At 67.8% G+C, this 22,353-nt stretch carries 18 protein-coding genes; 7 read left to right on the top strand and 11 right to left on the bottom strand.

Annotated features, from left to right (window positions below):
• The first annotated feature begins 36 nt into the window (after positions 1-36).
• The 5 genes from ACTJKF_RS02110 to ACTJKF_RS02090 all read left to right on the top strand — a co-directional run bounded on the left by ACTJKF_RS02110 (position 37) and on the right by ACTJKF_RS02090 (position 4,946).
• On the top strand, positions 37-1,266 hold the full coding sequence (locus tag ACTJKF_RS02110) for a dienelactone hydrolase family protein (protein ID WP_440621902.1): 1,230 nt from the start codon (positions 37-39) through the stop codon (positions 1,264-1,266).
• A gap of 66 nt (positions 1,267-1,332) precedes the next feature.
• Positions 1,333-2,121, top strand: a complete 789-nt coding sequence (locus ACTJKF_RS02105; RefSeq protein ID WP_440621901.1) for an SDR family oxidoreductase — start codon at positions 1,333-1,335, stop codon at positions 2,119-2,121.
• 60 nt (positions 2,122-2,181) lie between these two features.
• The gene (locus ACTJKF_RS02100; protein ID WP_440621900.1) at positions 2,182-3,420 is read left to right on the top strand and encodes a styrene monooxygenase/indole monooxygenase family protein; all 1,239 of its coding nucleotides are present in this window, start codon (positions 2,182-2,184) and stop codon (positions 3,418-3,420) included.
• Between the two features lie 5 nt (positions 3,421-3,425).
• A complete protein-coding gene (locus ACTJKF_RS02095) occupies positions 3,426-3,953 on the top strand; it encodes a flavin reductase family protein (RefSeq protein ID WP_440621899.1) in 528 nt (175 codons plus the stop codon).
• Between the two features lie 33 nt (positions 3,954-3,986).
• Positions 3,987-4,946 carry a SphA family protein gene (locus ACTJKF_RS02090; protein WP_440621898.1) on the top strand — a complete coding sequence of 320 codons (960 nt, stop codon included), beginning with the start codon at positions 3,987-3,989 and terminating at the stop codon, positions 4,944-4,946.
• Between the two features lie 102 nt (positions 4,947-5,048).
• Here the strand turns inward: ACTJKF_RS02090 and ACTJKF_RS02085 are convergent, their stop codons facing one another.
• The 7 genes from ACTJKF_RS02085 to ACTJKF_RS02055 all read right to left on the bottom strand — a co-directional run bounded on the left by ACTJKF_RS02085 (position 5,049) and on the right by ACTJKF_RS02055 (position 15,849).
• Positions 5,049-6,557: a hypothetical protein gene (locus ACTJKF_RS02085; RefSeq protein ID WP_440621897.1), complete on the bottom strand. Its 1,509-nt coding sequence runs from the start codon at positions 6,555-6,557 to the stop codon at positions 5,049-5,051.
• A gap of 177 nt (positions 6,558-6,734) precedes the next feature.
• Complete coding sequence (locus ACTJKF_RS02080) at positions 6,735-9,509, bottom strand: helicase-related protein (RefSeq protein ID WP_440621896.1); 2,775 nt, start codon at positions 9,507-9,509, stop codon at positions 6,735-6,737.
• The gene (locus tag ACTJKF_RS02075) at positions 9,506-11,518 is read right to left on the bottom strand and encodes a hypothetical protein (protein ID WP_440621895.1); all 2,013 of its coding nucleotides are present in this window, start codon (positions 11,516-11,518) and stop codon (positions 9,506-9,508) included. Before ACTJKF_RS02075 ends, ACTJKF_RS02080 begins: the two co-directional genes overlap by 4 nt.
• Positions 11,515-12,825 carry a hypothetical protein gene (locus tag ACTJKF_RS02070; RefSeq protein WP_440621894.1) on the bottom strand — a complete coding sequence of 437 codons (1,311 nt, stop codon included), beginning with the start codon at positions 12,823-12,825 and terminating at the stop codon, positions 11,515-11,517. The genes ACTJKF_RS02075 and ACTJKF_RS02070 overlap by 4 nt, the downstream gene beginning before the upstream one ends.
• Positions 12,826-12,893: 68 nt before the next feature.
• The gene (locus ACTJKF_RS02065; protein ID WP_440621893.1) at positions 12,894-14,528 is read right to left on the bottom strand and encodes an ATP-binding domain-containing protein; all 1,635 of its coding nucleotides are present in this window, start codon (positions 14,526-14,528) and stop codon (positions 12,894-12,896) included.
• Positions 14,529-14,538: 10 nt separating this feature from the next.
• Complete coding sequence (locus ACTJKF_RS02060) at positions 14,539-15,558, bottom strand: helix-turn-helix transcriptional regulator (protein WP_440621892.1); 1,020 nt, start codon at positions 15,556-15,558, stop codon at positions 14,539-14,541.
• 147 nt (positions 15,559-15,705) lie between these two features.
• Entirely contained in the window at positions 15,706-15,849 is a 144-nt protein-coding gene (locus ACTJKF_RS02055; RefSeq protein ID WP_440621891.1) for a hypothetical protein, read from the bottom strand.
• 221 nt (positions 15,850-16,070) lie between these two features.
• Here ACTJKF_RS02055 and ACTJKF_RS02050 point away from each other — a divergent pair, with 221 nt between their 5' ends.
• The gene (locus tag ACTJKF_RS02050) at positions 16,071-16,610 is read left to right on the top strand and encodes a hypothetical protein (protein ID WP_440621890.1); all 540 of its coding nucleotides are present in this window, start codon (positions 16,071-16,073) and stop codon (positions 16,608-16,610) included.
• 424 nt (positions 16,611-17,034) lie between these two features.
• Positions 17,035-17,439, top strand: coding sequence for a helix-turn-helix domain-containing protein (locus ACTJKF_RS02045; RefSeq protein ID WP_440621889.1), 405 nt, complete (start codon positions 17,035-17,037; stop codon positions 17,437-17,439).
• A gap of 275 nt (positions 17,440-17,714) precedes the next feature.
• On the opposite strand, the gene ACTJKF_RS02040 is transcribed toward ACTJKF_RS02045, so the two are convergent.
• The 4 genes from ACTJKF_RS02040 to ACTJKF_RS02025 are packed head-to-tail and all read right to left on the bottom strand — an operon-like array spanning position 17,715 to position 22,334.
• The gene (locus ACTJKF_RS02040) at positions 17,715-18,689 is read right to left on the bottom strand and encodes a type II secretion system F family protein (protein ID WP_440621888.1); all 975 of its coding nucleotides are present in this window, start codon (positions 18,687-18,689) and stop codon (positions 17,715-17,717) included.
• A 38-nt stretch (positions 18,690-18,727) separates the two neighbouring features.
• Positions 18,728-19,705, bottom strand: a complete 978-nt coding sequence (locus ACTJKF_RS02035) for a type II secretion system F family protein (RefSeq protein WP_440621887.1) — start codon at positions 19,703-19,705, stop codon at positions 18,728-18,730.
• Between the two features lie 33 nt (positions 19,706-19,738).
• On the bottom strand, positions 19,739-21,106 hold the full coding sequence (locus ACTJKF_RS02030; protein ID WP_440621886.1) for a CpaF family protein: 1,368 nt from the start codon (positions 21,104-21,106) through the stop codon (positions 19,739-19,741).
• 19 nt (positions 21,107-21,125) lie between these two features.
• A complete protein-coding gene (locus ACTJKF_RS02025) occupies positions 21,126-22,334 on the bottom strand; it encodes an AAA family ATPase (protein ID WP_440621885.1) in 1,209 nt (402 codons plus the stop codon).
• Positions 22,335-22,353: the final 19 nt, after the last annotated feature.

The following is a 22,353-nucleotide window of genomic DNA, read 5'->3' as shown; positions in this document are numbered from 1 at the left end:
GGGCCCATGCAAGCCACGAACGAAATGGAGGGACACATGGAAGGACGATACATCGAGATCCCGTCGCCGGACGGCGGGGCGTTTCGCGCATACCTGAGCACGCCGGCCGGCGGCACGGGGCCCGGCATCGTGCTGTGTCACGAGATCTTCGGCGCGAACGCGACGATGCGCGACGTGGCCGACTATTACGCCGAGGAAGGCTACACGGTGCTCGTGCCCGACCTGTTCTGGCGCCAGGCGCCCGGCATCGAGCTCGGCTACACCGCGCCCGACTTCGAGCGCGCGATGGCGCTGTACCGCGAGTACGACGAGAACAAGGGCGTCGAGGACGTCGCCGCCGCGCTGGCCGTGCTCACGCAACGGCCGGAATGCACGGGCCGCGCGGGCGTGCTCGGCTACTGCCTCGGCGGCAAGCTCGCGTATCTCGCCGCCTGCCGGCTGCCGGAGGTGGCCGCCGCCGTCAGTTACTACGGCGTGGGGATCGAGCACGCGCTCGACGAGGCCGCCCACCTGCGCGGCCGGCTCGTGCTGCAGATCGCCGCGCAGGACCGCTTCTGCCCGCCCGACGCGCAGCAGCGCATCGCCGCGGCGCTCGCGGGGCGCGATGGGGTCGAAGTGTACGTGTACCCGGGCGTCGATCATGCGTTCGCACGCGTCGGCGGCGATCATTTCGACAAGGCGGCCGCGGTGATGGCGCACCAGCGCGCGATCGCCGCGTTCCGCGCGGCGCTCGGCCCGCACTACGACCTGTCCACCCTGTGGGAAGAACATCTGCGGCACGAATTCGACACGCGCAACGTCGATGCGACGATGGCCACGATGGTCGCGCAACCTTACGTGAACCATATTCCGACGCTGACGGGCGGCGTCGGGTACGACGAGCTCAAGCGCTTCTACACGCATCACTTCGTGCATGCGAACCCGCCGGACACGACGATCACGCCGATCTCGCGCACCGTCGGCGCGAGCCAGATCGTCGACGAACTGCTGTTCTGCTTCACGCATACGACCGAGATCGACTGGATGCTGCCCGGCGTCGCGCCGACCGGCAAGCGCGTCGAGATCCCGCTCGTCGCGATCGTCAAGTTCCGCGGCGACAAGCTGTATCACGAGCATATCTACTGGGACCAGGCCAGCGTGCTCGTGCAGATCGGCCTGCTCGACGCGGCCGGGCTGCCCGTCGCCGGCGTGGAAACGGCGCGCAAGCTGCTCGACGAAACCGTGCCGTCGAACCGGTTGATGCAGCGCTGGCACGACCGCGCGTAATGACCGGATACGGCGGCGCGCATTCGACGCGCGCCGCCTTCATTCAATCCTTCCAGGAGACACCCCATGACTGCCCTTGCTGGCAAAGTCGCGATCGTCACCGGCGGCGCCACGCTGATCGGCGCCGCCGTCGCGCAGGACCTGAGCCGCGCCGGCGCGTGCGTCGCGATCCTCGATCTCGATGCGGACAACGGTGCACGCGTCGCCGCTACGCTCGGCGAACGCGGGATGTTCGTCGCCACCGACATCACCGACGACCGCGCGATCGAACACGCGGTGTCGGCCGTCGCCGAACGCTTCGGTGCGATCGACCTGCTGGTCAACCTGGCCTGCAGCTACGTCGACAACGGCATCCAGGCGTCACGCCGCGACTGGCTCGGGGCGATGGACGTCAACGTCGTGTCGGCCGCGATGCTGGTCAAGGCCGTGCATCCGTACCTGACGCGGCGCGGCGGCGGCGCGATCGTGAACTTCAGCTCGATCTCCGCGCAATGCGCGCAGACGGGGCGCTGGCTCTATCCGACCTCGAAGGCCGCGATCCGCCAGCTCACGCGCAGCATGGCGATGGATCTCGCCGCCGACCGGATTCGCGTCAACTCGGTGTCGCCGGGATGGACGTGGTCGCGCGTGATGGACGAGCTGACGCACGGCGACCGCGCGAAGACCGATCGCGTCGCCGCGCCGTTTCATCTGCTCGGCCGCGTCGGCGATCCGTCGGAAGTCGCGCAGGTCGTCACGTTCCTGTTGAGCGATGCGGCGAGCTTCGTAACGGGCGCCGACTACGCGGTGGACGGCGGCTACGCCGCGATGGGCCCCGAGCAGGCCGTGCCGGCGATTCCGCGCCTGGCCGAGTAACCGCGGGCCGTTTCCACCGCTCCGCTCCGTCCCAAGTCATTCGTTCTAAAGGATGTCATCATGAAACGCATCGCTATCGTCGGTGCCGGCCAGTCCGGCCTGCAACTCGCCTTCACGCTGCTCGACCAGGGCTATCACGTCACGCTCGCGACCAACCGCGACGCGCAACAGATCCGCACCGGCAAGGTCATGTCGAGCCAGTGCATGTTCCATACCGCGCTGCAGATCGAGCGCGACCTCGGCCTGAATACCTGGGAAGAAGCGTGCCCGTCCGTCGACGGCATCGGCATTGCCGTGCCGCATCCGGACGGCAACGGCCGCAAGGCGATCGACTGGTCGTCGCGGCTGACCCGCTATGCGCAATCCGTCGACCAGCGCGTGAAGATGGCCGACTGGCTCGACGCGATCCAGCGCCGCGGCGCGGACGTGCGCCTCTGCGACGTCGGCGTGCCGGAGCTCGAGGACCTCGCGCGCAGCCACGATCTCGTGCTGCTCGCCGCCGGCAAGGGTGACGTCGTCAACCTGCTGGGCCGCGACGACGCGCGCAGCGCGTTCGAGCGCCCGCAACGCGCGCTGGCGCTCACCTACGTGAAGGGCATGACGCCGAGCCAGCCGTATTCGCGCGTGCGCTTCAACCTGCTGCCCGGCATCGGCGAATACTTCGTGTTTCCCGCGCTGACCACGACGGGCCCGTGCGAGATCATGGTGTTCGAAGGGATCCCCGGCGGCCCGCTCGACTGCTGGGCCGACGTGAAGACGCCCGAGCAGCATCTCGACCGCAGCCTGTCGTTCCTGCAGCACTACGTGCCGTGGGAATTCGAACGCTGCCGCGACGTCGAACTCACCGATCCGAACGGCGTGCTGTCCGGACGCTTCACGCCGACCGTGCGCAAGCCGTTCTTCCGCCTGCCGTCGGGCCGCACCGTGTTCGGCATGGCCGATGCGGTGGTCGTCAACGATCCGATCACCGGCCAGGGCTCGAACAATGCGGCGAAATGCGCGAAGGTCTACGGCGAGGCGATCCTCTCGCGCGAGGCCGAGCCGTTCGACGAAGGCTGGATGCATGACACGTTCGAGCGCTACTGGGCCTATGCGCAGCATGTCGTGCGCTGGACCAACTCGCTGCTCACCCCGCCGCCGCCGCACATCCTCGAGCTGCTCGGCGCGGCCGGCCAGTTCCCGTCGCTCGCGTCGCAGATCGTCAACGGTTTCGACGATCCGCGCGAATTCTCGCCGTGGTGGTTCGAGCCGTCGGCCTGCGCGGCGCTGGTCCGCGCCCATGCCGCGCGTTCGGAGTAAGCGCCATGGACACCACCGTTTCCTGCCCCCCTGTCCTCGATCCGCTGCAATTGCGCGCCGCCTTCGGGCAGTTTCCGACCGGCGTCACCGTGATCACCACGCGCTCGCCGGACGGACGCAAGGTCGGCCTCACCGCCAATTCGTTCTCGTCGCTGTCGCTCGACCCGCCGCTCGTGCTGTGGAGCCTGCGCAAGGTCGCGCCGAGCCGGCCGGATTTCGTGGCGGCCACGCACTTCGCGATCAATATCCTCGCGCACGACCAGATCGAGCTGTCGCGCCGCTTCGCGACGCCGAGCGCCGACAAGTTCGACGGCGTGCCGCACCGGGATGCGCAGGCCGGCGGCGTGCCCTGCCTCGACGGGGCCAGCGCGCGCTTCGTGTGCCGCAACGTCGGCCATTACGAAGGCGGCGATCACCTGCTGTTCATCGGCCAGATCGAGGAATTCGCTGCGTTCGGCCATGCGCCGCTCGTGTTCCATGCGGGCCAGTACCACGCGATCTCGGCGCATCCCGAACTTTCTCGCGCCGTTTGATTAGTCATACAAATAAAAATTCAGGAGATGGTGATGATGAAATGCGGCTCTCGCCTGCTTGCGATCGCGGGCCTCGTGTTCGCCGGCTTGACCGGACCCACGCCGGCCCATGCAACCGACCTGCCGGCGGTCAACCTGGGGATGACCAGCTTCCTCGACGGGATGCCGCCGGCCGGCTCCGGCTGGTACGGCACGCAGTATCTCGAGTACTACACGGCTGGCCGCATCAACGACAATGCGGGCAACAAGGTCGGGTTGCCGAAGCAGGACATCGACTTGTTCGCGGGGCTGAGCCAGCTCGTCTACCAGGCGCCGCTGACGTTCGGCGGCATGCATCCGGGGCTCGACGTGATCCTGCCGTGGGTGGCGTCCGTGCATACGAACGACGGCATCGGCAACGTCGCGCTGAATTCGCGCGCCGGGTTCGGCGATCTGCTGGTCGGCCCGTTCGTCCAGTTCGATCCGGTAATGGGCGCGCAGGGGCCGCGCTTCGCGCAGCGCGTGGAATTCCAGTTCATCGCGCCAACCGGCGCGTACGATCCGGCACGCGCGATCAATCCGGGCAGCCATTTCTGGTCGTTCGATCCGTACTGGGCCGCGACGTTCTGGGTCACGCCGAAATGGACCGTCTCGTGGCGCCTGCACTATCTGTGGAATGCGACCAATCACGCGCCGGCGACGGCGCTCGGGCCCGACGTGAGCTCGACGCAGGCCGGTCAGGCCGTTCATGCGAACTTCGCGACCGAATACGAAGTGCGGCCCGGGCTGCGGCTGGGGCTCAACGGCTACTGGCTGCGCCAGACCACCGACATGAAGGCGAACGGCCAGGATGTCTCCGGCACGCGGGAAGCCGTGCTGGCGATCGGGCCGGGTGCCATGGTCAGCTTCTCGCCGCAGGATCATCTGCTGTTCAACGCCTACTTCGAGGTCTATGCACGCAACCGGCCGCAGGGCACGCGGCTGGTGCTGCGGTACGTGCATCACTTTCAGTGATGCGCACCCGGCCGGCGTGCCCGGCCGGTTTCATCCGACAAGTGGAGGCCGCATTCGCGATCGCACGTCACGCTGCCGGCTGTTCCGGTGTCGCCTGACCGCTCAGCGTGGGCGCAGATCGCGCCCGTTGCGATCGACCCCGAGGCGATCGCGAAATTCGTCGAAGCCGCTGCCGAAGAACCGGAAGAAGAATGCCGTCGGACGGCCCCGCCCGTCGAGCAACCCGAAATGCCGGCCGACGCTCCGTCCGACCGACATCAGGGTATCGGCCGAATGTGCCGTGCCGGCGAATCCGCCGGCGATGAGGCGGCGCTTGCGTGCATCGGCCGTCGTATCGGCCAGTCTGCAATAGCCGGCCAGCCCCGCATCGACGACACACACCTGTTCGCGGTCGTCACCGACGACAAATTCGGGTTCGCCGCCGTTCGCGGTGATCAAGCCCGCTTCGCCACCCTGTGCGATCGTCCGGATTTCGTCGAGCGGGCGATCGTACAAATTGAATTCGCGCGCGCCGAGCGGATAACAGTAGCTCCGGAAATTTCGCGCGAACGCGGCGTATCCTGCGGCATGCGCTGGCAAGTCGAGCCATTGCCTGAACGCGCCAGCGTCGTGCTTCGCCGGACCGGTTTCGCGGTAAGCCGAATAAGTCGCCAGCACTGCGCTGAACGGATGCCCGGTCGGCACATAGTTGCCGGTCGGAACGGCTGCGACACGCTCACCGCCGGCGCGAACGATGTCGCCGCCGCAATCTCCGCCGGCCACGCTGCGGATGTCATAGCCGATCATGAACAGTGCGGCTTCGAACGCGTGGCAGCGCGCGGCGATCAGACTCGCCCCGTCGCCATGCGGCTCGTCCGCGAACCATGTGGTTCGTTCCAGCACGGCACGGATGATCCAGCCCGCTTGCAACTGCCAGCGCGCCCACGACTCCGCCGGCACCCGACGCGTATGGAACTGCGGCGCGCCCGCCAAACCCAGCGCGCCCGGATCGCGAATCTGCTCGCCGCGCGCCGGCCCTGACGGGAAGCGCAGCGGAGTGTGCCGAACCCCAGCGCGTCCGGCATCGGCGCGAAACCGCTCGGACAGCATCGCCAGTGCCGCGCCGACCCGGCTATCGTAGATCGGCGAACCGGTCGTATCGAGCAGCGCATGGACCTTGGTCAACCCGGCGTCGAAGCGCTCGACGTTAAGCGCATGCAAATCGTCTGTCGACTGCGAACCATCCAGCGCCAACAGCGGCGTAAGCGATTGCAGGTATGCACGGAATGCCCGGTTCCTGACCTTCGCGCCGATAAACGGCAGCGCGCCGACCACGCCGCCCCATCGCAACACTTCGCGCGCGACTACGCCTGCAAGTTCGTCGTCGCCGCTGGCAACGGCCGCGCGCAGCAAGCCGCTCAGTCGTCGCAGCGATGCCCGCGTCGTTTGCCAGTCGTGCGAGTCGATCCGTCGCCCGGTGTCCGGATCGATCCATGAACTGTTCCAGCAATATCGCGCGAGCACGGCTTCGATGCCGATCACGCGGATATCCAGGCCACCGGGAACGAATTTGCTGCGAGCAAACCGCAGTCGGACAGGGAGGGTCGGCAACTGTTCGGCGAGCCACGTCACGAACTCCGCGACCGCGGGTTGCGCGACGAACGCATTGCGATTCATCGATTTCCTTTTTGCTTCATTGAAACGACCTTTGCCGAACCGCGAATCGGGCCGACGGGCTGCCCCGTGAGGGGAACGTGCGGTTGCTTCGGAACGAGCTTCGCATCGGCGATGCGACGCCGGCAGACAGCTTCAGCCGTGCCCTTCCTGTCCGGTGTCGCGGGCCGAGAACCGGTCATCGTTCTGCGCCGCACGCTGCGTCCCGGCGGGCTGTTCCGCATCGGGCTCCGGCGGTGGCGTAAAGTCCGGTGCGGCGCGGTTGATATCGTCGATCTCCCTGATCAACTCCGGGTGACACTCCGCCAGACGCGGCGACACGACGACACCGTGCAGCTGCGCGCGCAGATCCTCCCAGCGCTCGTGCAGCACGCGCCAGTTCACTTCGTCGTAGGTCCCCTTGAATACGACCGGGCAGAATTCGATGCGCGGAACATCATCTGGGTGCGCGCCGTGCATGGCGCGGTCGATCAGCGACTCCCACAGACTGCCGAGACGATCGACGCGCCCGATCTGCTGCTCGACGACCGCGGGGTTCCATTCCGGATGCAACAACACCACGGTTCGGCATGCACGGTGCAGGTTGAGTCCCTCGCGCCCGACCATCGACTGTGCGACCAGCACTCGCGGGTACACATGGGCTCGATTGAAGGCGAGCTGCTGCATCCTGCGCGTCTCCGGCTTGGTTTCACCATGCATCAGACGGGCGAAGCCACCCTCGGGACGGTTGAATTCTTCGTTCAGGCGCGCTTCGATCGTCTTCCACGCGGCATCGAAATCGGCGTCGTCGAATTCAGCGTCCCCGGATGCTTCCATTTCGGTCTGCTCGACGTCGCGATCGCTGGTCGCCTCGACCAGTTCGACGAAGGCCGCCGCATAGACCGACGGATCGCGCCGCTCCAGGTCGCTGCCCCGCAGCGCATGCATCGCACGTGCCACGAGCGCCCGCGGGTTCGCGTCGGCACTGCCGGCGCGGCGCGTGTCGGCAGCCCGCTCGAAGGCCTCGAACAGATGTCTCGCCCATGCATTCGACGTGTCGTCGCGCAAGCCCTGCCCGATCAGACTCAGCAAGTCATCTCGATACTTTTCCCGCTCGGTTTCGCGCGTCCTGTAGTTGTGCTCGAGCGCGCGTTCAAGCGCGTCGCGCTCAGGCACGCCAGTGCGCTTCAGTTGACGATGCGCCGCCTGCACCGCTGGCCACTCACGATCGTTCAGCTTCCTCTGCGGCCAGGGCTTGCCTTGATCAAGACACGTCAACATCTCGCGCGCGTTGATGAGATCGACCAGCGCCCGCAGCGGGCGCGTGAACCGGCCGAACACGAGAACCTTCTCGCCGCGCCGCGTGACCGCATCGATCTCGGCAACCGCAGCCAGGATCGCCGGGTGGTCGTAAAGCGGGCCGCGCCCGTCGCCGAACGGGCGCGTCGCCACGTCGATCCACCATTGCGCGCGCTGCCGCGCCTTGGCGTCGGCAGCGGCATCGGGCGGAGGATCGGCCATGACCGATTCGGCGCCGGCCGCCTTGTCGTGCTCTTCCTGCTTGCGATCGGTGTCGGCATCACGGGTCGCGCGATCCATCAGCGTCGCGATGCCATGCCCGTTCCCCATCGTGAGCCGCAGGCGCGTCGCGAGACGCGACCAGCCGGCGTCCGCCTGCCTGCCGACGAAAGACAGGGACTCGGCCGCACAGACGGCCTGCTTCCACCGGTCGTCGAGCCGCACGGTATCGACCACAATCTCGCGTTCGCGCCGATACGCGTGACCCGGTTCGTTCGCCATTCGCGCGAACGCCTGCACATACCGGTCGTTGCGCTTGTCGCGCCGCAACACCCAGCGTGCGAGCGCATGCCGAAACGCCGCCGCCTCCGTCTTGTATGCGTCGCGCGCCTCGTCGTTACCGACACATTGGCGCACCCGCCGGACGGCCTGCGAGTATCGCTCGATCACGTTGCCCACCGCTTCGGCATCGGCGCCGATGCGGCCCAGCGTCTGCTTCCATTGCGCGGAGTCGAGTTCCACCGGCGTGGCCGTCAGCGCAATGCGCCGCACGGACGGGGACGCAAGCAGCACGTTCTCGAGCAGCTTCGACAGCCCGCTGTCGTCTCCGCGGCCCTTGTGGGCTTCGTCGATGATGATCAGATCGAATGCACCCAGGCCTGCGCCGACCGCTTGCTCAAGTGCCGGGCGCAGCTTGCGGCCGCTGCGATACTCTGCCGAATCGTTCAGTCCCATGCGGCGCCGGTCGCCCGGCATCATTGTCTCGACCAGCCCGGTCAGCCGCCGCGCCATCGGCCCGTCCGGATCGACCGACGCGGCATCGACGATGCCGGCCACCGCACGGCGCAGATATTCCCGCTCGCGATCGCCGCGCCGCGCCGACTGACTCCCACGCGGGCGCTCACGCCAGCGCGTACAAAGCGCGGAAGGCAACCGCCAGCGCCATTCTTGCCGGCTGCCGCCAAGCGGCCATGTGCCGAATGCATGCGAAATCAATACCGCGCGCTCGTCGAACCAGGGCTTGCGCATCGCAGGATCCTCGTCTTTCCACGCGCACAGGTATTGCAATGGACTACGCAACAGCATCGGCGACTGCACATCGCCGTCCCGCAATTCCGCACCCCATTGATATCCGAGACCGGGCGGCACGAGAATCGCGACACGCCCGCCGCATTCGATCACGGCCCGCGCGACGGCAACGGCAATTCGTGTCTTGCCCATGCCGACTTCGTCCGCAATGATCAGGCCGTTCCCGGGCAGCCTGCCGGCAATCGCGCGCAGGCTCGCGCACTGCCCGTCGTTCAGTCGCCAGCCGGCCGCCTGCACCGGTTCGTCGGCAGCGGCGTGTGCCGCTTCCGCGATGCGCATCAGACGCGCACCGACCGCCTCCCATCCGAGGAATGCTTCCTTCATGCCATGCTCCCCAATGCCGGTAGCGAGTCGACCGCCCAGGCCTGTTCAATGGTCGTCAGCGCCGCCTCATAGCGGGCGCCAGCGGGACTGTCGCCGGTCTCCGCGTACGCCGGCCGGAACGGCGCCGCCCGCAGCGGCGACAACGGATTCAGCCCGAGTTCGGCGAAGGCCGCGACACCGGCGCTGTCCGCCGCACGAGCGAGCGTCTGCTCGAGCCGGCTGCACCACGCATGCCAGTCTGCTACGTCGACCGCCGTCTGCCGCTGCGCGATGTTCTCGACGAGCTCCATCATCCGGCGGATCGGATACGTGCGTCCGTCGGCCGGCGCCACGCCTGGCGCAACGGTCGGCGCCGGATCGAACCCTTCGCCGAAGCGGTCCGGCACATCGTCGTCCGGCGCCATCGGAAAGCTCGCGAGTTGCCACCAGATTTCGTCGACGTCCAGCGTGGTCAGCGGCGTCGCCGCCACCCGCCCGAATTCGTCGAGCACCGGCACAGTGGCACGCCCTGGGCCATCCGCATCGACCCAGCGAACCTCGACCTGCCGCGGACGATCGCCCGGCCACACGAAAGCATCCGCGCGCCTGTCGCACGGCGCGCCAGCCGGGCCGATCACGTCCAACCCGTCCATCGGCTCGGCCGGCGTCAATCTGCCCGGCCCCGCCGGACCGGCGTCGCACCAGGTCAACCAGGCAACCGGCGCCGCCATGCATTCGTCGGGGCGCTCGGGCATGTCCGCGCCGGGCGTGAGCGTCTGGTTAATTCCGACGCATGCGCTGCGCTGCACCGGCAGCACGTTGCCGAGGACGCGCCCCGGCGGTACGCCGCGCCGCGCTTCCCATTGCAACTCGTCTACGGCGAACACGACCCCGGCTTCCAGGTTTCCACCGTGCGCACTGACCGGCGACAGGAGACCCGGCTTCGTCAGGTTGCCCGATCCGAGGTACAGCCACGCACTCGTGCAGGCATTGGAACCGTTGCGCTCGTTCGCGGCGAACAGGAACTTCGCATGCAACGTCCGTCGCTCGTTCGCCGCCGTACCGAACACGGCTTCCGGCGCGTGTGCGTGCCGCACCGTCACGCCATGCGCCGCCAGCGCGGCGACGGCACCCGCGACTGCCTGACACGCGTCGGGATTGACGAACACGTCGATCCTGCAGTTCGCGGTGATCCGACCGGTACGCTTCAGCTCGGCGATGATCCTCAGCAGCGTGGGCGGCGCACCACTCGCGCCGGCCGACACCGACTCGAAGAATCCCGAGCCCATCGCGAGCCGATTGCAGGCCGCGCCGCCCGTCGCACGCTCCGCGAACACGGGCAGTTGCGTCAGCAACGACTTGTCCCAGTTGTCGAGAAAGCGCGGGCGGGCACGCCCCGCCGCCTGTTCGCACTGCTCGATCCAGCCCCGCAGCTGTCTATCCGCATGCGCCGATTCGCCCGGCAACGCGCCGCCGATGGCCGCGAAGATGCGTGCATCGAAATGCGGCTCGAGCCGCGCGATCATTCGCCACGCGGCGCGCACGTCGGCGCACGCGGTTTTCGTGTCGTCGTCGCGATTCGCCAGCATGTCGCCGGCGACGTCGATGCTCCACACGAGATCCAGGCTGTCCTCGAGCGTCTCGCGCGTCCAGTTGCCGGTTGAGACGATCAGCCGCACGCACCAGCGCGACGCATCGTCCTGGTGACGAAAGCCGAGCAACGCCACTTTCGCATGCAGCAAGCGGAACGGGCGCGGCACATCTCTGCGCATCGGCAGATGAATCAATCCCGGCACGTCGACCGCCGTGATCAGTGGGTTGCCCGGATCGAGCATCATCGCGAGCGCGATGCGCCCGCCCGCTGCACGACGCGCAGAGGTCTGGCCGGTGAAGCGCTCGAGTGCGTCATTGAGAAAGGCCGGATCGGCCGCATAACCGCACAGCCAGCCGAAATGCCCGAGAAAGTCGTCCGGTGCGTCGAAAAGTTGTGCCAGCGACGGCCGCTTGACGGCCCGTGCGTTGCTGCTCATGCTTCTGCCTCCGGGCTGCGGGAGTCAAGCCAGTGATCGAGCTGGCCGTGCAAGTCGGCATTCAGCAGGAACAGGTTCTGGATGCGATACGAGATGCCCGCGGGCCAGACGATTTCCGAGCGCACCGTCGGCGCCGCTTCGTCGGACTCGGCCGGGTCCGCCGCGGCGGTCGCACCGGCCCGGAATGCCGGCCCGGGAACGACCTGTCCGTACCTGAGGCGCAATACCCGCTCGTCGCGCAGCACCAGCGTTTCGAGGCGCTTCGTGTGGTCGGGATCGGTACATTCGCGGCAAAATTGCTGCGCGCCAGCCTCGTCATGCCCTTCGTCGAGGAACGCCTGCGCGGCCACGGCGAGCGTGTCGAGCCGCTCCGCGACGGCGTCGGGGATGCGTGCGCCGAGCTCGAAGCTCGGTCGGCTTCCGTTGGCCGCAATCGCGGCTTCCAGCGCGTCGAGTACGGCCAGCGCTTCGTCACGGGCACGGAACAGCCGCGCGCCCGCGCGCAAGTCGTTCCAGTGCTCGTTGACGATCGCGCCAGGGCGCCGCGCCCAGTTGAGCGTGCGATCCTCGTCGCCGCCCTCACGCACCGCGTTCACCCACTCAAGCGCGGCCCGCCGACGCGCCTGCCGGTCCTCCGTGTCGCCGCCACCGATGCGCAACTGCTGTGCGACCAGCGCCAGTGCGTCAGGCGTCATCGCTTCAAGCGGCGACAGCGCGTCGGCAAACTCGTGCTTGTCCGTGAGCCGTTCACCGCGGCTCATCCAGTACACCAGATAATCCAGCACGCCCTGGGTGCGATAGCACGGCTCGTAGCGGCTGGCTTGAGCGTCGATCAGCGCTTCGCCGGCCGGCGTGCACTGAAACGCATTGAACCGGCTCGCGCCGGTGTCCACGAGGCCAAACGACGGCAACGCCTGAACGATCGACATCCGCATCGGCTGACTGACATAAAAACCCGGTTTGCGCACCCGTGCGAACGTCAGATCCTGCTGGCCATTCAACTTGCGAAACCCGCGCAGACGCGCGTCCTGCGCGTGCCCGTTGCGCCGGAACCCCGACCAGCACGCAATCGCCTCGATCGCATTCCCCGCCTCGATATTGGTGACTTTCAACCGGCTCGCGCGCGCGTGCTCCGCCGCGCGCACCCCGAGCGTGGCCAGAAACAACTGCTTCGCGAACCACAGCCCGCCCAGTCCCGGCACCGCCAGCTCGTTGAACGCTCGCACGGACGCGCCGAGGTTCAGCGTCCGCGTCCGGCGTTCGGCCGTCAGCATTTCCGGGCCCAATAGCCCCCACGACATCTGCATGAATGACACCATCACAATTGTTGAATCCATGGCAGCGAACGCACCGCCATTCGCCTTCCCGCCCCTTGCTACCCGATCCGCTCCATCAACATCCGCGCCGCCCGATCCGACATCACGACGAACAGCTTGACCGTCGCGCGCGTCGCGCCGACGAACAGCCGCCGCAGCGCGATCTCGTCGAACTGCTCGAAATCGACTTCGGTGAGGATCACGCACGGCGCGCTTTGCCCCTTGAACCGGAACACCGAATCGAACCGCAGCTCGCCGTCCCGGTACACCGGCGCGCCGTGTGCGTCGTAAGCGCCGGTGAAGCTGCGCAACGCGTGCGCGCCGATCCGGTCCAGGACGGTAAACAGCGACTTGTCCCGACCGTGGAAGCTCAGCAGCGCGATGTCGGACGGCGCGAAGCCGGCAGCCAGCGCGGCGTCGATCGCCTGCCGTGTCGTCTGCGCGGCATGCGCGCCGGCATAGGTCATGAGGCCCACGTCCGAACCGTCGAACGGGCTGGCCGCCTCGAATCCCATCGGCGCGCCGGCGAGCGCGCCGACGAAGCGCACGATGTCGCGCGGGCTGCGATAGTTCGACATCGCCCGCACTTCGACCCAGCCGGGCAGCGCGACGCCGTCGCGCCGATAGAGGTTCTGCATCGGATCCTCGAGCCACCACAGCTTGCCGTCGCCGCGCAGCAGCCGCTCGATCGGCGCCACCCAGTCCTGCAGGAAGTCCTGCCCTTCGTCGACGACGATCGTGTCGAAGCGCTCGGCGTCGTCCGGCTGCCAGCCGGCAAGCGCGCGCTCGAGCCGCTCGAACACGCCGCCGTCGGCAAAGTCGATCGTGTCGCCGCATCGTGCCGCGGCCTGCTGGCAGAGCGTGTGGTACGTGAGCACGGTCGCATCGGGCGGCGCGATCCGGCGCAGATGATCGGCCAGCGGCCGGTTGAAGCACAGATACAGCGCCCGCCGGCCCGCCTTCGACGCGTCCTCGAGCACGCGCAGCGCGAGCTGCGTCTTGCCGGACCCGGCCGTGCCGATCACCCGCAGGCGAAACGGCCGGCACTCGATCGCACGCGCCCATGTCGCGAGGCCGCCCGAGATCCGCGTGACGACGCGCGCCACCTCGCCGATGGTCGCGCCGACATCCGCCGTCAGCGACAGCTCGTCCGCCAGGAACGCGTGAATGCGGTCCGCACAGGGCAAGCGCGCCTCGTCGGCGGGCAGGATGGCCTGGACGATCGACGGCAGCGCGGCACGGCGCGTCGCGTCGACGATCCGCTCCGGGTTCACGCCGGCGATTTCCGGCTGCTTCACGCGGTAGTCCGGGCAGTACAACAGCTCCTCGAGCCGATAGCGCATCGTCCCGAACGCCGTCTTGAAGCGGCCGTGCATCCCGGCAATCGTTCTGGCCAGTTGGGACGACACGCGCTTGCGGGTCGCCCCGTACACCTTGGCCAGCCCGTCGGGCGTTTCCTCGAGCGGGCCGGATTTCTGCTCGATCACGAGCACGCGGCCCGACGGCCCGACGACGACGAAGTCGGCCTCGCCGAAAATGGCGAAGCCCTTGTCGAGGTGGGTCCAGTGCACGCCGTGGTAGACGGTGTAGCTGTCCGGCAAGTCGCGCCGCAGCGTCTCGAGCGTCTCGATCTCGCGTTGTGCCGCGCCGCTGACCGCCAGCGCCTCCCAGCCATTCGGAAAGACTCGTGCCATGGGTCGCCCGTCAGACGCCGTAGATCCGCGCGAGCGCACCCGCTTCGGCCGCCAGCTCGGCGCGCAGGCTCGCGGGCCCCAGCACCTCGACGTTCGGCCCGAACGAGCGAAGCCACCAGCGCAGCCGCTGGCTCAGCATCGCGGTGCCCTGCACGAACAGCGCGTCGTCGGTGCGGCGCGTCGTCTGGTCGAGCGACAGCGGCGCCTCCAGCAGATGGTCGCCGGCCTGGTTGACGAACTTGAGCGACAGCTTCACGGCCTTGTCGACCATGAAGTCGAAGCGGCGCTGCTGCTTCACGTAGACCTCGAGCGAGAACGACGCCGGATAGACGAACGATTCGAGCATCGCCTCGGCGCGCGACAGCCGGTCCATCCGGTACAGCGTCGGCTCCGGCTTGCCTTCGGTCGCGCCGACCATGTACACCAGCCCGCCGACTTCGACGAGGCCGAGCGGCAGCACGGTCTTCGGCGTCTCGTTGTCGGCGTTGTGGCGCGGCCGGTAGACGATCTCCAGCCGGCGCTCCTCGAACAGCGCGCGCGACACGGCCGCGAAGATCTTGCGGTCGATGGCCGGATAGTGAAGCGAGAAGCCGCCGCTCTCGACCGCGACCTTGCCGGTCCAGCGCGCGTACTTGCGTTCCGACTCGCTGACGGGCCGTTCGAGCCGCGCATCGGCGATCTTGAACAGCGCGGAAATCGAATCGGCGACGAGCCCCGGAATCTGCCGCGACGAAAAGCGCCGCAACGTCTGCAGCGCGAGCGCCTCGTCAAAGCTCATGATCGAGCCGGCCTTCGCCGCCATGCCGCTCGCCCCGTCCTTGCGGCGCCACACCGAGGCCGTGCCGCGCCGGTCGGTCTCGACGAGGCCGCGCGCTTCCAGTTCGGCAAGACGGCGCAGCACGGTCTTGATCGACGGAAGGTCCGGCACGATTTCCTGCATCCGCACATACAGGTCCGGCGTGCTGACGTAGTCGGCCTGCGCGCCGGCGTCGGGCAGCAGGCGCATGATGTCGCGATCGAGATCTGGCATGGGGAAGAATCCGTGACTTGAAGGGGGAACGTCACGGGTTAACGGCATCCGTCCCGATTTCTTGAGCACGACTCGGATTCGATCGAGCCTTCGCCACGGCGATGCATCGAGGCGGCGACGCCGTGATGCCTGCGTCTGCCGTACAGGTCAACCGGCTTCAGCGACCGTTCGCCGCGCGTCGGCCTGCACCTTGCCGACGTATCTGGCAAGCACGGCCGTCGACAGCACGCCAGCGGCAAATGCGATGGCGAATGCCGCAAGACTTTCGAGCGGTGACGGGTAGCCTTTCATATTGCTTCCTTGAAAAAAGTTGCACATGCATCTATACGGTCCGATCGCGCGTGGCGCGCCCGGCTTCGTCGGTCGTGCGAGCCGTCACCTTAACCGCGCATCGGGACAAACGGCGTCCCGAGTTCCGCGTGACACGCCATTCGCATCCGGTCGTCAAACAGGACACATTTTGTCCCGATGAACGCACACCATCGGCATCCCTTCACTCGTGCCTGCCCCCTATGACCCGACCCATCGATCGCCCGAACCTCAACGCTGCATCGAATGCGCGTGCGCCGCACGGCCGCCGCGCCGCACTTCGCGTGGCATTGCGGTTGTGGGGCATCGACGAACGCGACGCGCAAAGCTGGCTCGCCGGGCTGCGCTTGCGCCATCCGCGACTGGACTGGCGGATCGCCCGCGATTCAGCCGCCGCCGGCGCCGACATCGTCGTGCATGTCGTCAAGCCGATGGCGCGCCGGTCCGACGGATTCTGCTGGAACTGCATCGGTGCAAACGGCGCGCTGACGCGTTCGCTCGCGCGCACCCGCACCGAGATCGCATTGTTCGCCGGCGACGCACGCGGGTTGCCGCCTCGACGCGCGGGCCTCTGGGCCGTCGCCGGCACGCTCGATACCTGCACGGCGCTCGACGCACTCGCGCGCGCGCTGCATGCGTCGGCCGCCCGCGGGCCCGACGGTCGCACTACCGTGCGGCAAGACCTGCTGGCAATGATCGCCACGCGGCTCGACGCGATCGATGCGTCGTTCGACGCGAACTGATCGCCGGACACCGGATCGCCGCACCGCCGCCGCTGCATCTGCATCTGCATCTGCATCTGCATCTGCAAAACGGCAACGCGGTGTCGCAACGGTGCGGATCGATCACGACGATGACGACGACAACGACGCCGACGCCGATGCCGCCACTGCCGGAATCCTCGCTCGACATCCGGACACGGATTGTCCGGACCGGCATCGACAATCCCCACTCGACCACGACAGGACGCTCTTCTTGATGCCATTCATCCCGGACGCTCGACGCTCGACGTGCCATGCCTGCAACTGCCAACACCAACACGACGCGGAACGCGAGCCGGTCCGGTGCCGCACCACGAGGTCCGTTCACACGTCGAACGACGCTGCCGCACGCGCTGGCGGCCCGCTCGAATCCGCCGCGATCCGGATTCCGTTGAACGAGTGGGCGATGGCCGACAAGATGCGCCACGTGGCCGAATGGATCGCGTCCAGCTACGCGAACCCCGTCCGGATGCGGCAGGCCGCGGCGCTCGTCGCGATGAGCGAGCGGTCGCTGCTGCGCAACTTCGCACGGGAAATCGGCGTGACGCCGAGCGCTTATCTGACGCAGACGCGCCTCGCCCACGCGTGCACGATGCTCGAGCGCACCGCGCTGCCGGTCGATTCGATCGCGCGACGCTGCGGGCTCGGCAGCGGCGACTATCTCGCGCACCTGTTCCGGCAGCACTTCGACACGACGCCGACCGACTATCGGCGCGCTCACGCGCGTGCCGGGTGGCATGCGGAATGTCGACAGCAGGCATCGGGCGTGGCGGAACCGGTCTCGCCCGGCGGCGGCGACGCCGGCCGGTAACGCGAACGAGGCCGTCCGGGCCTCGTTCCGTCACGGTCGGCTGCCTGCCTGCGGTTGCATCGATAGCCGTAGGGGGCCACCCGCGCGGGCAGTGGACTACGGCTGGGTCCAGGGTCGACCATGGGTCCGGGTTGCCTTGACGCCGCTATGATCAACCTGTCTCGCGGCGCCGCCCGGGGGGGAGAAGGAGCCTCCCATGAAGACGGGGGTCGTGCCGGCAGGCGATGCCCGGCCGGCACACAGGGCTGGTTCGCGCGGCAACCCGTCGTTGCCGCTTACTGCGAGATACTGGTGAAGGTCGGCAGCAGCACGCGATACACGTGAATCATCGCCGGCCCGAGCAACACGCACATCAGCGCGGGGAAGATGCAGAAGATCAGCGGGAACAGCAGCTTCAGCGCGATCTTCGCGGCCCGCTCCTCGGCGCGCATCCGGCGCCGCGTGCGCAGCATGTCCGACAGCACGCGCAACGATTCGGCGATGCTCGTGCCAAAGCGATCGGCCTGGATCAGCATCGCGCAGAACGACTCGATATCCTCGACGCCGGTCCGCAGCGCCAGATTGCGCAGCGCGGTTTCCTTCGTGAACCCGGAACGCATCTCGAGCAGCAGCAGGTCGAGTTCGCCCGCGACCACTTCGCTGCGAAAGCGCAGTTCCTCGCTCACCCTCATCAGGGCCGAATCGAGCCCGAGCCCCGCCTCGACGCAGACCGTCAGCAGGTCGAGCGCATCCGGAAATTCCTCGAAGATCAGCCGCTGACGCGTCGCGATCCGTCGCGACAGGACCAGGTTCGGCACGTAGTAGCCGATCCCGGCGAGCGCGACGAGGATGCACGACAGCAGCACCCGTTGATCGGCGAGCCGCGTCGTCGCGAGTGCGAGCAGCGCAATGCCCGGCAGCGCCAGCGCGAGCACCGTCTTCGCCGCGTAGTAAAGCGCCCCCGCGTTCGGATCGCGCCAGCCCGCGTTCATCATGCGAATCCGCAGCGGCGAATTCTCCCAGCCCTCCTGCGGCACGGACAGCCGGGAGATCGGGCGCGACAGCTCGACCAGCTTCGCGACCCAGCGCGACGGTTGCCCGCCGCCGTCGTCCGTGCCGGCGCCGATGCCCACGGTCGCGCCGCTCGCCTGCTGAATCCGGCGCTCCATGTTGCGCGGCGCGAACAGCAGCATCGCGACCAGCGCGCCGCCGGCGACGAAGATGAACAAGCCGGCCAGCATCACGGTATGGACTACGTTCAGGTTTTGCATGACAGCCTCGAATCGGTTCGTGAAGCTCGCGACACGCGTCAGACGCGAATCCGGATGATGCGGCGAATCCACAGCAGGCCGAACGCCATCGACGTCAGCATCACCCCGACCATCTTGATGCCGGCCGGATCCTGCCAGAGCACCGACAGAAACTCCCGGTTCAGCACGGCCATCATGGCCCCGGTGCCGAACGGCAGCAGGCCGAGGATCCAGGCCGACAACCGCCCTTCCGCCGACAGCACGCGCACCTTGTCGAACAGCTTGAAGCGTTCGCGCACCAGCGCCGCGATGCTGTCGAGCAGTTCGGCCAGGTTGCCGCCGGTCTCGCGCTGGATCAGCACCGCGATCACGAAGTACCGCAGGTCATTGGCGGGCACGCGCGTCGCGAGGTTCACCAGCGCATCGTGCAGCGATACGCCATAGTTGATCTCGTCGAACGTGATCCGGAATTCATCGCCCATCGGATCGGGAAACTCCTCGCCGACCATCCCGAGCGCGCCCGTAAACGAGTGGCCGGAGCGCAGCGCCCGCGCGATCATGTCGCAGACGTCGGGCAGTTGCCGTTCGAGCTTGAGCATCCGCCGGTTGCGATGCCGCGCCACACGCAGTGCCGGCAAGCACGCGGTCAGCAGCGCAAGCGGCGCCACGGCGAACATCGGCAGCGGCGTGAAGCCCAGGACCAGCGCGGTGACCACCGGAAACGCGACGCTGAGCACGACCAGCTTCGCGACCGTCCAGTCGAGGCCCGATTGCTGCAGTATCAGGTCGAGCGATTGCACTCGCGGCACGCGCAGCAACAGCCGGTCGAACGGTTTCGACTCGTCGAGCATCCGCTTCTTCAGGATCGACATCCGCTCCTGCTGCACGCTACCGCCGGCCGACATCGCGCGCAGGCGCGACTCGATCCGGCGTGCCGCGGCACCGTGGCGCGCGTTCCACCATTGATAGACGCCCTCGATCGCGAGCACGACCGCGACGAAGGTGAGAATCACAAAACCGTAAAAGATCGAGTCCATGAGGCCTCCCCGGGATCAGACGCCCGCGCGCCGTTACTTCGTCTCGAAGCGCTGCGCCGGGTCGTACAGCGAATCCGGCAAGTTGATGCCGAACGCCTGCAGCCGCTCGGCGAACTTCGGTCGCACGCCGGTCGCGCAGAAGTGTCCGCGCACCGTGCCGTCGCGATCCATGCCGGTGCGCTTGAACGTGAAGATCTCCTGCATGTTGATGATGTCGCCTTCCATGCCGGTCAGCTCCTGGATGCTGACGATCTTGCGCTTGCCGTCGGTGAGCCGCGTCGCCTGGACGACCACCGAGATCGCCGACGCGATCTGCTGGCGCATCGTCTTCGTCGGCAGCGTCAGGCCGCCGACGCTGATCATGTTCTCGAGCCGCGTGAGCGCATCGCGCGGCGTGTTCGCGTGGATCGTCGCGAGCGAGCCTTCGTGGCCGGTGTTCATCGCATTGAGCATGTCGAGCGCTTCCGCGCCGCGCACTTCGCCGAGGATGATCCGGTCGGGCCGCATCCGCAGCGCGTTGCGCACGAGCGTGCGCTGCGTGATCTCGCCCTTGCCCTCGATGTTCGGCGGGCGCGTCTCGAGCCGCAGCACGTGCGGCTGCTGCAGTTGCAGTTCGGCCGCATCCTCGATCGTCACGATCCGCTCCGAGCGCGGAATGAAGCCCGACAGGATGTTGAGCAGCGTCGTCTTGCCGCTGCCCGTGCCGCCCGACACGAGCACGTTGACCTTCGCCTGGGCCAGCGAATCGAGCAGTTCCGCCATCGGCGGCGTGAGGCTCTGGTAATTGACGAGGTCGTCCATCTTCAGCGGGTTGACCGCGAAGCGCCGAATCGACATCAGCGGCCCGTCGATCGCCGACGGCGGGATGATCGCGTTCACGCGCGAGCCGTCCGGCAGCCGCGCATCGACCATCGGCGTCGATTCGTCGATGCGGCGCCCGACCCGCGACACGATCTTCTCGATCACCTTCATCAGGTGCGCGTCGTCGTAGAACGTCACGTCGGTCAGCTCGAGCTGGCCGTGGCGCTCGACATAGACCTGACGGTACGTGTTCACGAGGATGTCGGAGATGCCGGGGTCGCGCAGCAGCGACTCGAGCGGGCCGAAGCCGAACATCTCGTCGTACACGTCGACCGCGAGCTGGCGCCGCTCGATGTCGTTCGCGGGCGTGCGCTGCTCGTCGAGAATGCGCGAGATCAACGCGCCGATTTCCTGCCGGACCTGATCCTGGGGCAGGCGCGACAGCCGCTCGAGTTCGACACGCTCGAGCACGGCCAGGTGAATTTCACGGCGCAGCTTCTGGTACGCGTCGCGTACCGACGAATGCGTCGACGCAACCGGTTCGGTGCCAGCCGCCTGCGGCTGAGCCCGATACAAGGACATCTGTTCGCGCAATGACATGATGGTTTCCCCGAGAGATTCACATGGACTTGAGCTTCGGCGTGGCCTTGCGGCCGAACAGCCGGGACATCAACGGTTCGCTGGCGGCCGCGCCGTGCTTGACGCGCACGTCGCCTTCGACGATCTGCTTCGCGCAGGCCTGCAACGCACGCGTCACCGCGGCGCCGCGCGCGACGCGCGAGGCCGGATGCCCCTGGTCGAGCGCTTCGCGCACGGTGTCGGCATCGTCGGGGATCGTGCAGCTGGCCTTCAGGCCGAGCACTTCCTCGAGCGCGGTGCGGGACCGCTCGCTCGTGCGCGTCATCCGGTTCACCACGAGCCGCAACTGATCGGTCGGATAGCCGAGCGACACGAGAATCTCCAGCAGCCGGCGGCCCGCGCGCACGTGCGGCATCGCGGGCTGCAGCACGAGCTGGACCTGGTCGCTGCGATCCAGCGCGATCATCGCCAGCGGATTGATGCTCACGCCGAGGTCGAAGATCACGAAGTCGTAGCGCGGCGCCGCGACGCCGAGAATCCATTCGAGCGCATCCTCGCGCATCTCCGCGGCCTTGACCGGGTCGCCCGCGCCCGCGAGCACGTGGAAGGTCGGCGTCACGTGCGCGACGCTCGCATCGAGAAACGCGCCGTCGAGCCGCTCGATCTGCGCGCACAGCTGCGGCAGCGTCGACGGCGGCGTCTCGTCGCTGACGAGGAACGCGGCATCCGCGAACTGCTGGTTCAGATCGACCAGCAACACGCGGCGCTTGTGGCCCTCGGCGATCTCGTACGCGACGTTGCTCGCGGCGAAGCTCGTGCCCGCGCCGCCCTTGCACGACATGAACGACACGAACCGCGTATCGTCGGCGTCGCGCCGCGTGCTTTGCGCGGCGGCGCGTTCGAGCGCACGGGCGAGCGCCGCCGGTTCGATCGGCCACTGCAGCACGTCGCGCACGCCGGCGCGCATCGCGTCCAGCAGCACGTGCGGCGCCGCATCGGCGGCCACCAGGATGCCGGTCAGGCACGGGTGCAGCCGGCAGATCCGCTCGATCGCCGACAGCTCGGCCGCCTCGCTCGTCGCGCCGTCGATCAGCAGGATATCGAATGAATCGAGCCCGTCGGTTCGATGCTCGATCTGGGACGGCCGGCCATGCGCGCGCGTCACGCGATAGTGTCCGCAGTCCGTGACCAGACGTGCGATCTGCGTGAGCCGGGCGGTATCGTCGGCAGCTACGAGGATATTGATCATGGCTGTGCCTCGTCGGTTC

Origin of the sequence: Burkholderia sp. 22313 (assembly GCF_052045245.1) — a bacterium.
Taxonomy (GTDB): Bacteria; Pseudomonadota; Gammaproteobacteria; order Burkholderiales; family Burkholderiaceae; genus Burkholderia.
Note: the sequence above shows the minus strand (reverse complement) of the source record. Positions and strands in the feature narration are given on the sequence as shown.

Coding starts and splice junctions, on each gene's coding strand:
- ACTJKF_RS02055 (WP_440621891.1), bottom strand. CDS start 15,849: ATGAAAGGCTACCCGTCACCGCTCGAAAGTCTTGCGGCATTCGCCATC.
- ACTJKF_RS02070 (WP_440621894.1), bottom strand. CDS start 12,825: ATGCAGATGTCGTGGGGGCTATTGGGCCCGGAAATGCTGACGGCCGAA.
- ACTJKF_RS02095 (WP_440621899.1), top strand. CDS start 3,426: ATGGACACCACCGTTTCCTGCCCCCCTGTCCTCGATCCGCTGCAATTG.
- ACTJKF_RS02060 (WP_440621892.1), bottom strand. CDS start 15,558: ATGCCAGATCTCGATCGCGACATCATGCGCCTGCTGCCCGACGCCGGC.
- ACTJKF_RS02080 (WP_440621896.1), bottom strand. CDS start 9,509: ATGAAGGAAGCATTCCTCGGATGGGAGGCGGTCGGTGCGCGTCTGATG.
- ACTJKF_RS02100 (WP_440621900.1), top strand. CDS start 2,182: ATGAAACGCATCGCTATCGTCGGTGCCGGCCAGTCCGGCCTGCAACTC.
- ACTJKF_RS02040 (WP_440621888.1), bottom strand. CDS start 18,689: ATGCAAAACCTGAACGTAGTCCATACCGTGATGCTGGCCGGCTTGTTC.
- ACTJKF_RS02045 (WP_440621889.1), top strand. CDS start 17,035: ATGGCCGACAAGATGCGCCACGTGGCCGAATGGATCGCGTCCAGCTAC.
- ACTJKF_RS02025 (WP_440621885.1), bottom strand. CDS start 22,334: ATGATCAATATCCTCGTAGCTGCCGACGATACCGCCCGGCTCACGCAG.
- ACTJKF_RS02090 (WP_440621898.1), top strand. CDS start 3,987: ATGATGAAATGCGGCTCTCGCCTGCTTGCGATCGCGGGCCTCGTGTTC.
- ACTJKF_RS02110 (WP_440621902.1), top strand. CDS start 37: ATGGAAGGACGATACATCGAGATCCCGTCGCCGGACGGCGGGGCGTTT.
- ACTJKF_RS02030 (WP_440621886.1), bottom strand. CDS start 21,106: ATGTCATTGCGCGAACAGATGTCCTTGTATCGGGCTCAGCCGCAGGCG.
- ACTJKF_RS02065 (WP_440621893.1), bottom strand. CDS start 14,528: ATGGCACGAGTCTTTCCGAATGGCTGGGAGGCGCTGGCGGTCAGCGGC.
- ACTJKF_RS02075 (WP_440621895.1), bottom strand. CDS start 11,518: ATGAGCAGCAACGCACGGGCCGTCAAGCGGCCGTCGCTGGCACAACTT.
- ACTJKF_RS02050 (WP_440621890.1), top strand. CDS start 16,071: ATGACCCGACCCATCGATCGCCCGAACCTCAACGCTGCATCGAATGCG.
- ACTJKF_RS02035 (WP_440621887.1), bottom strand. CDS start 19,705: ATGGACTCGATCTTTTACGGTTTTGTGATTCTCACCTTCGTCGCGGTC.
- ACTJKF_RS02105 (WP_440621901.1), top strand. CDS start 1,333: ATGACTGCCCTTGCTGGCAAAGTCGCGATCGTCACCGGCGGCGCCACG.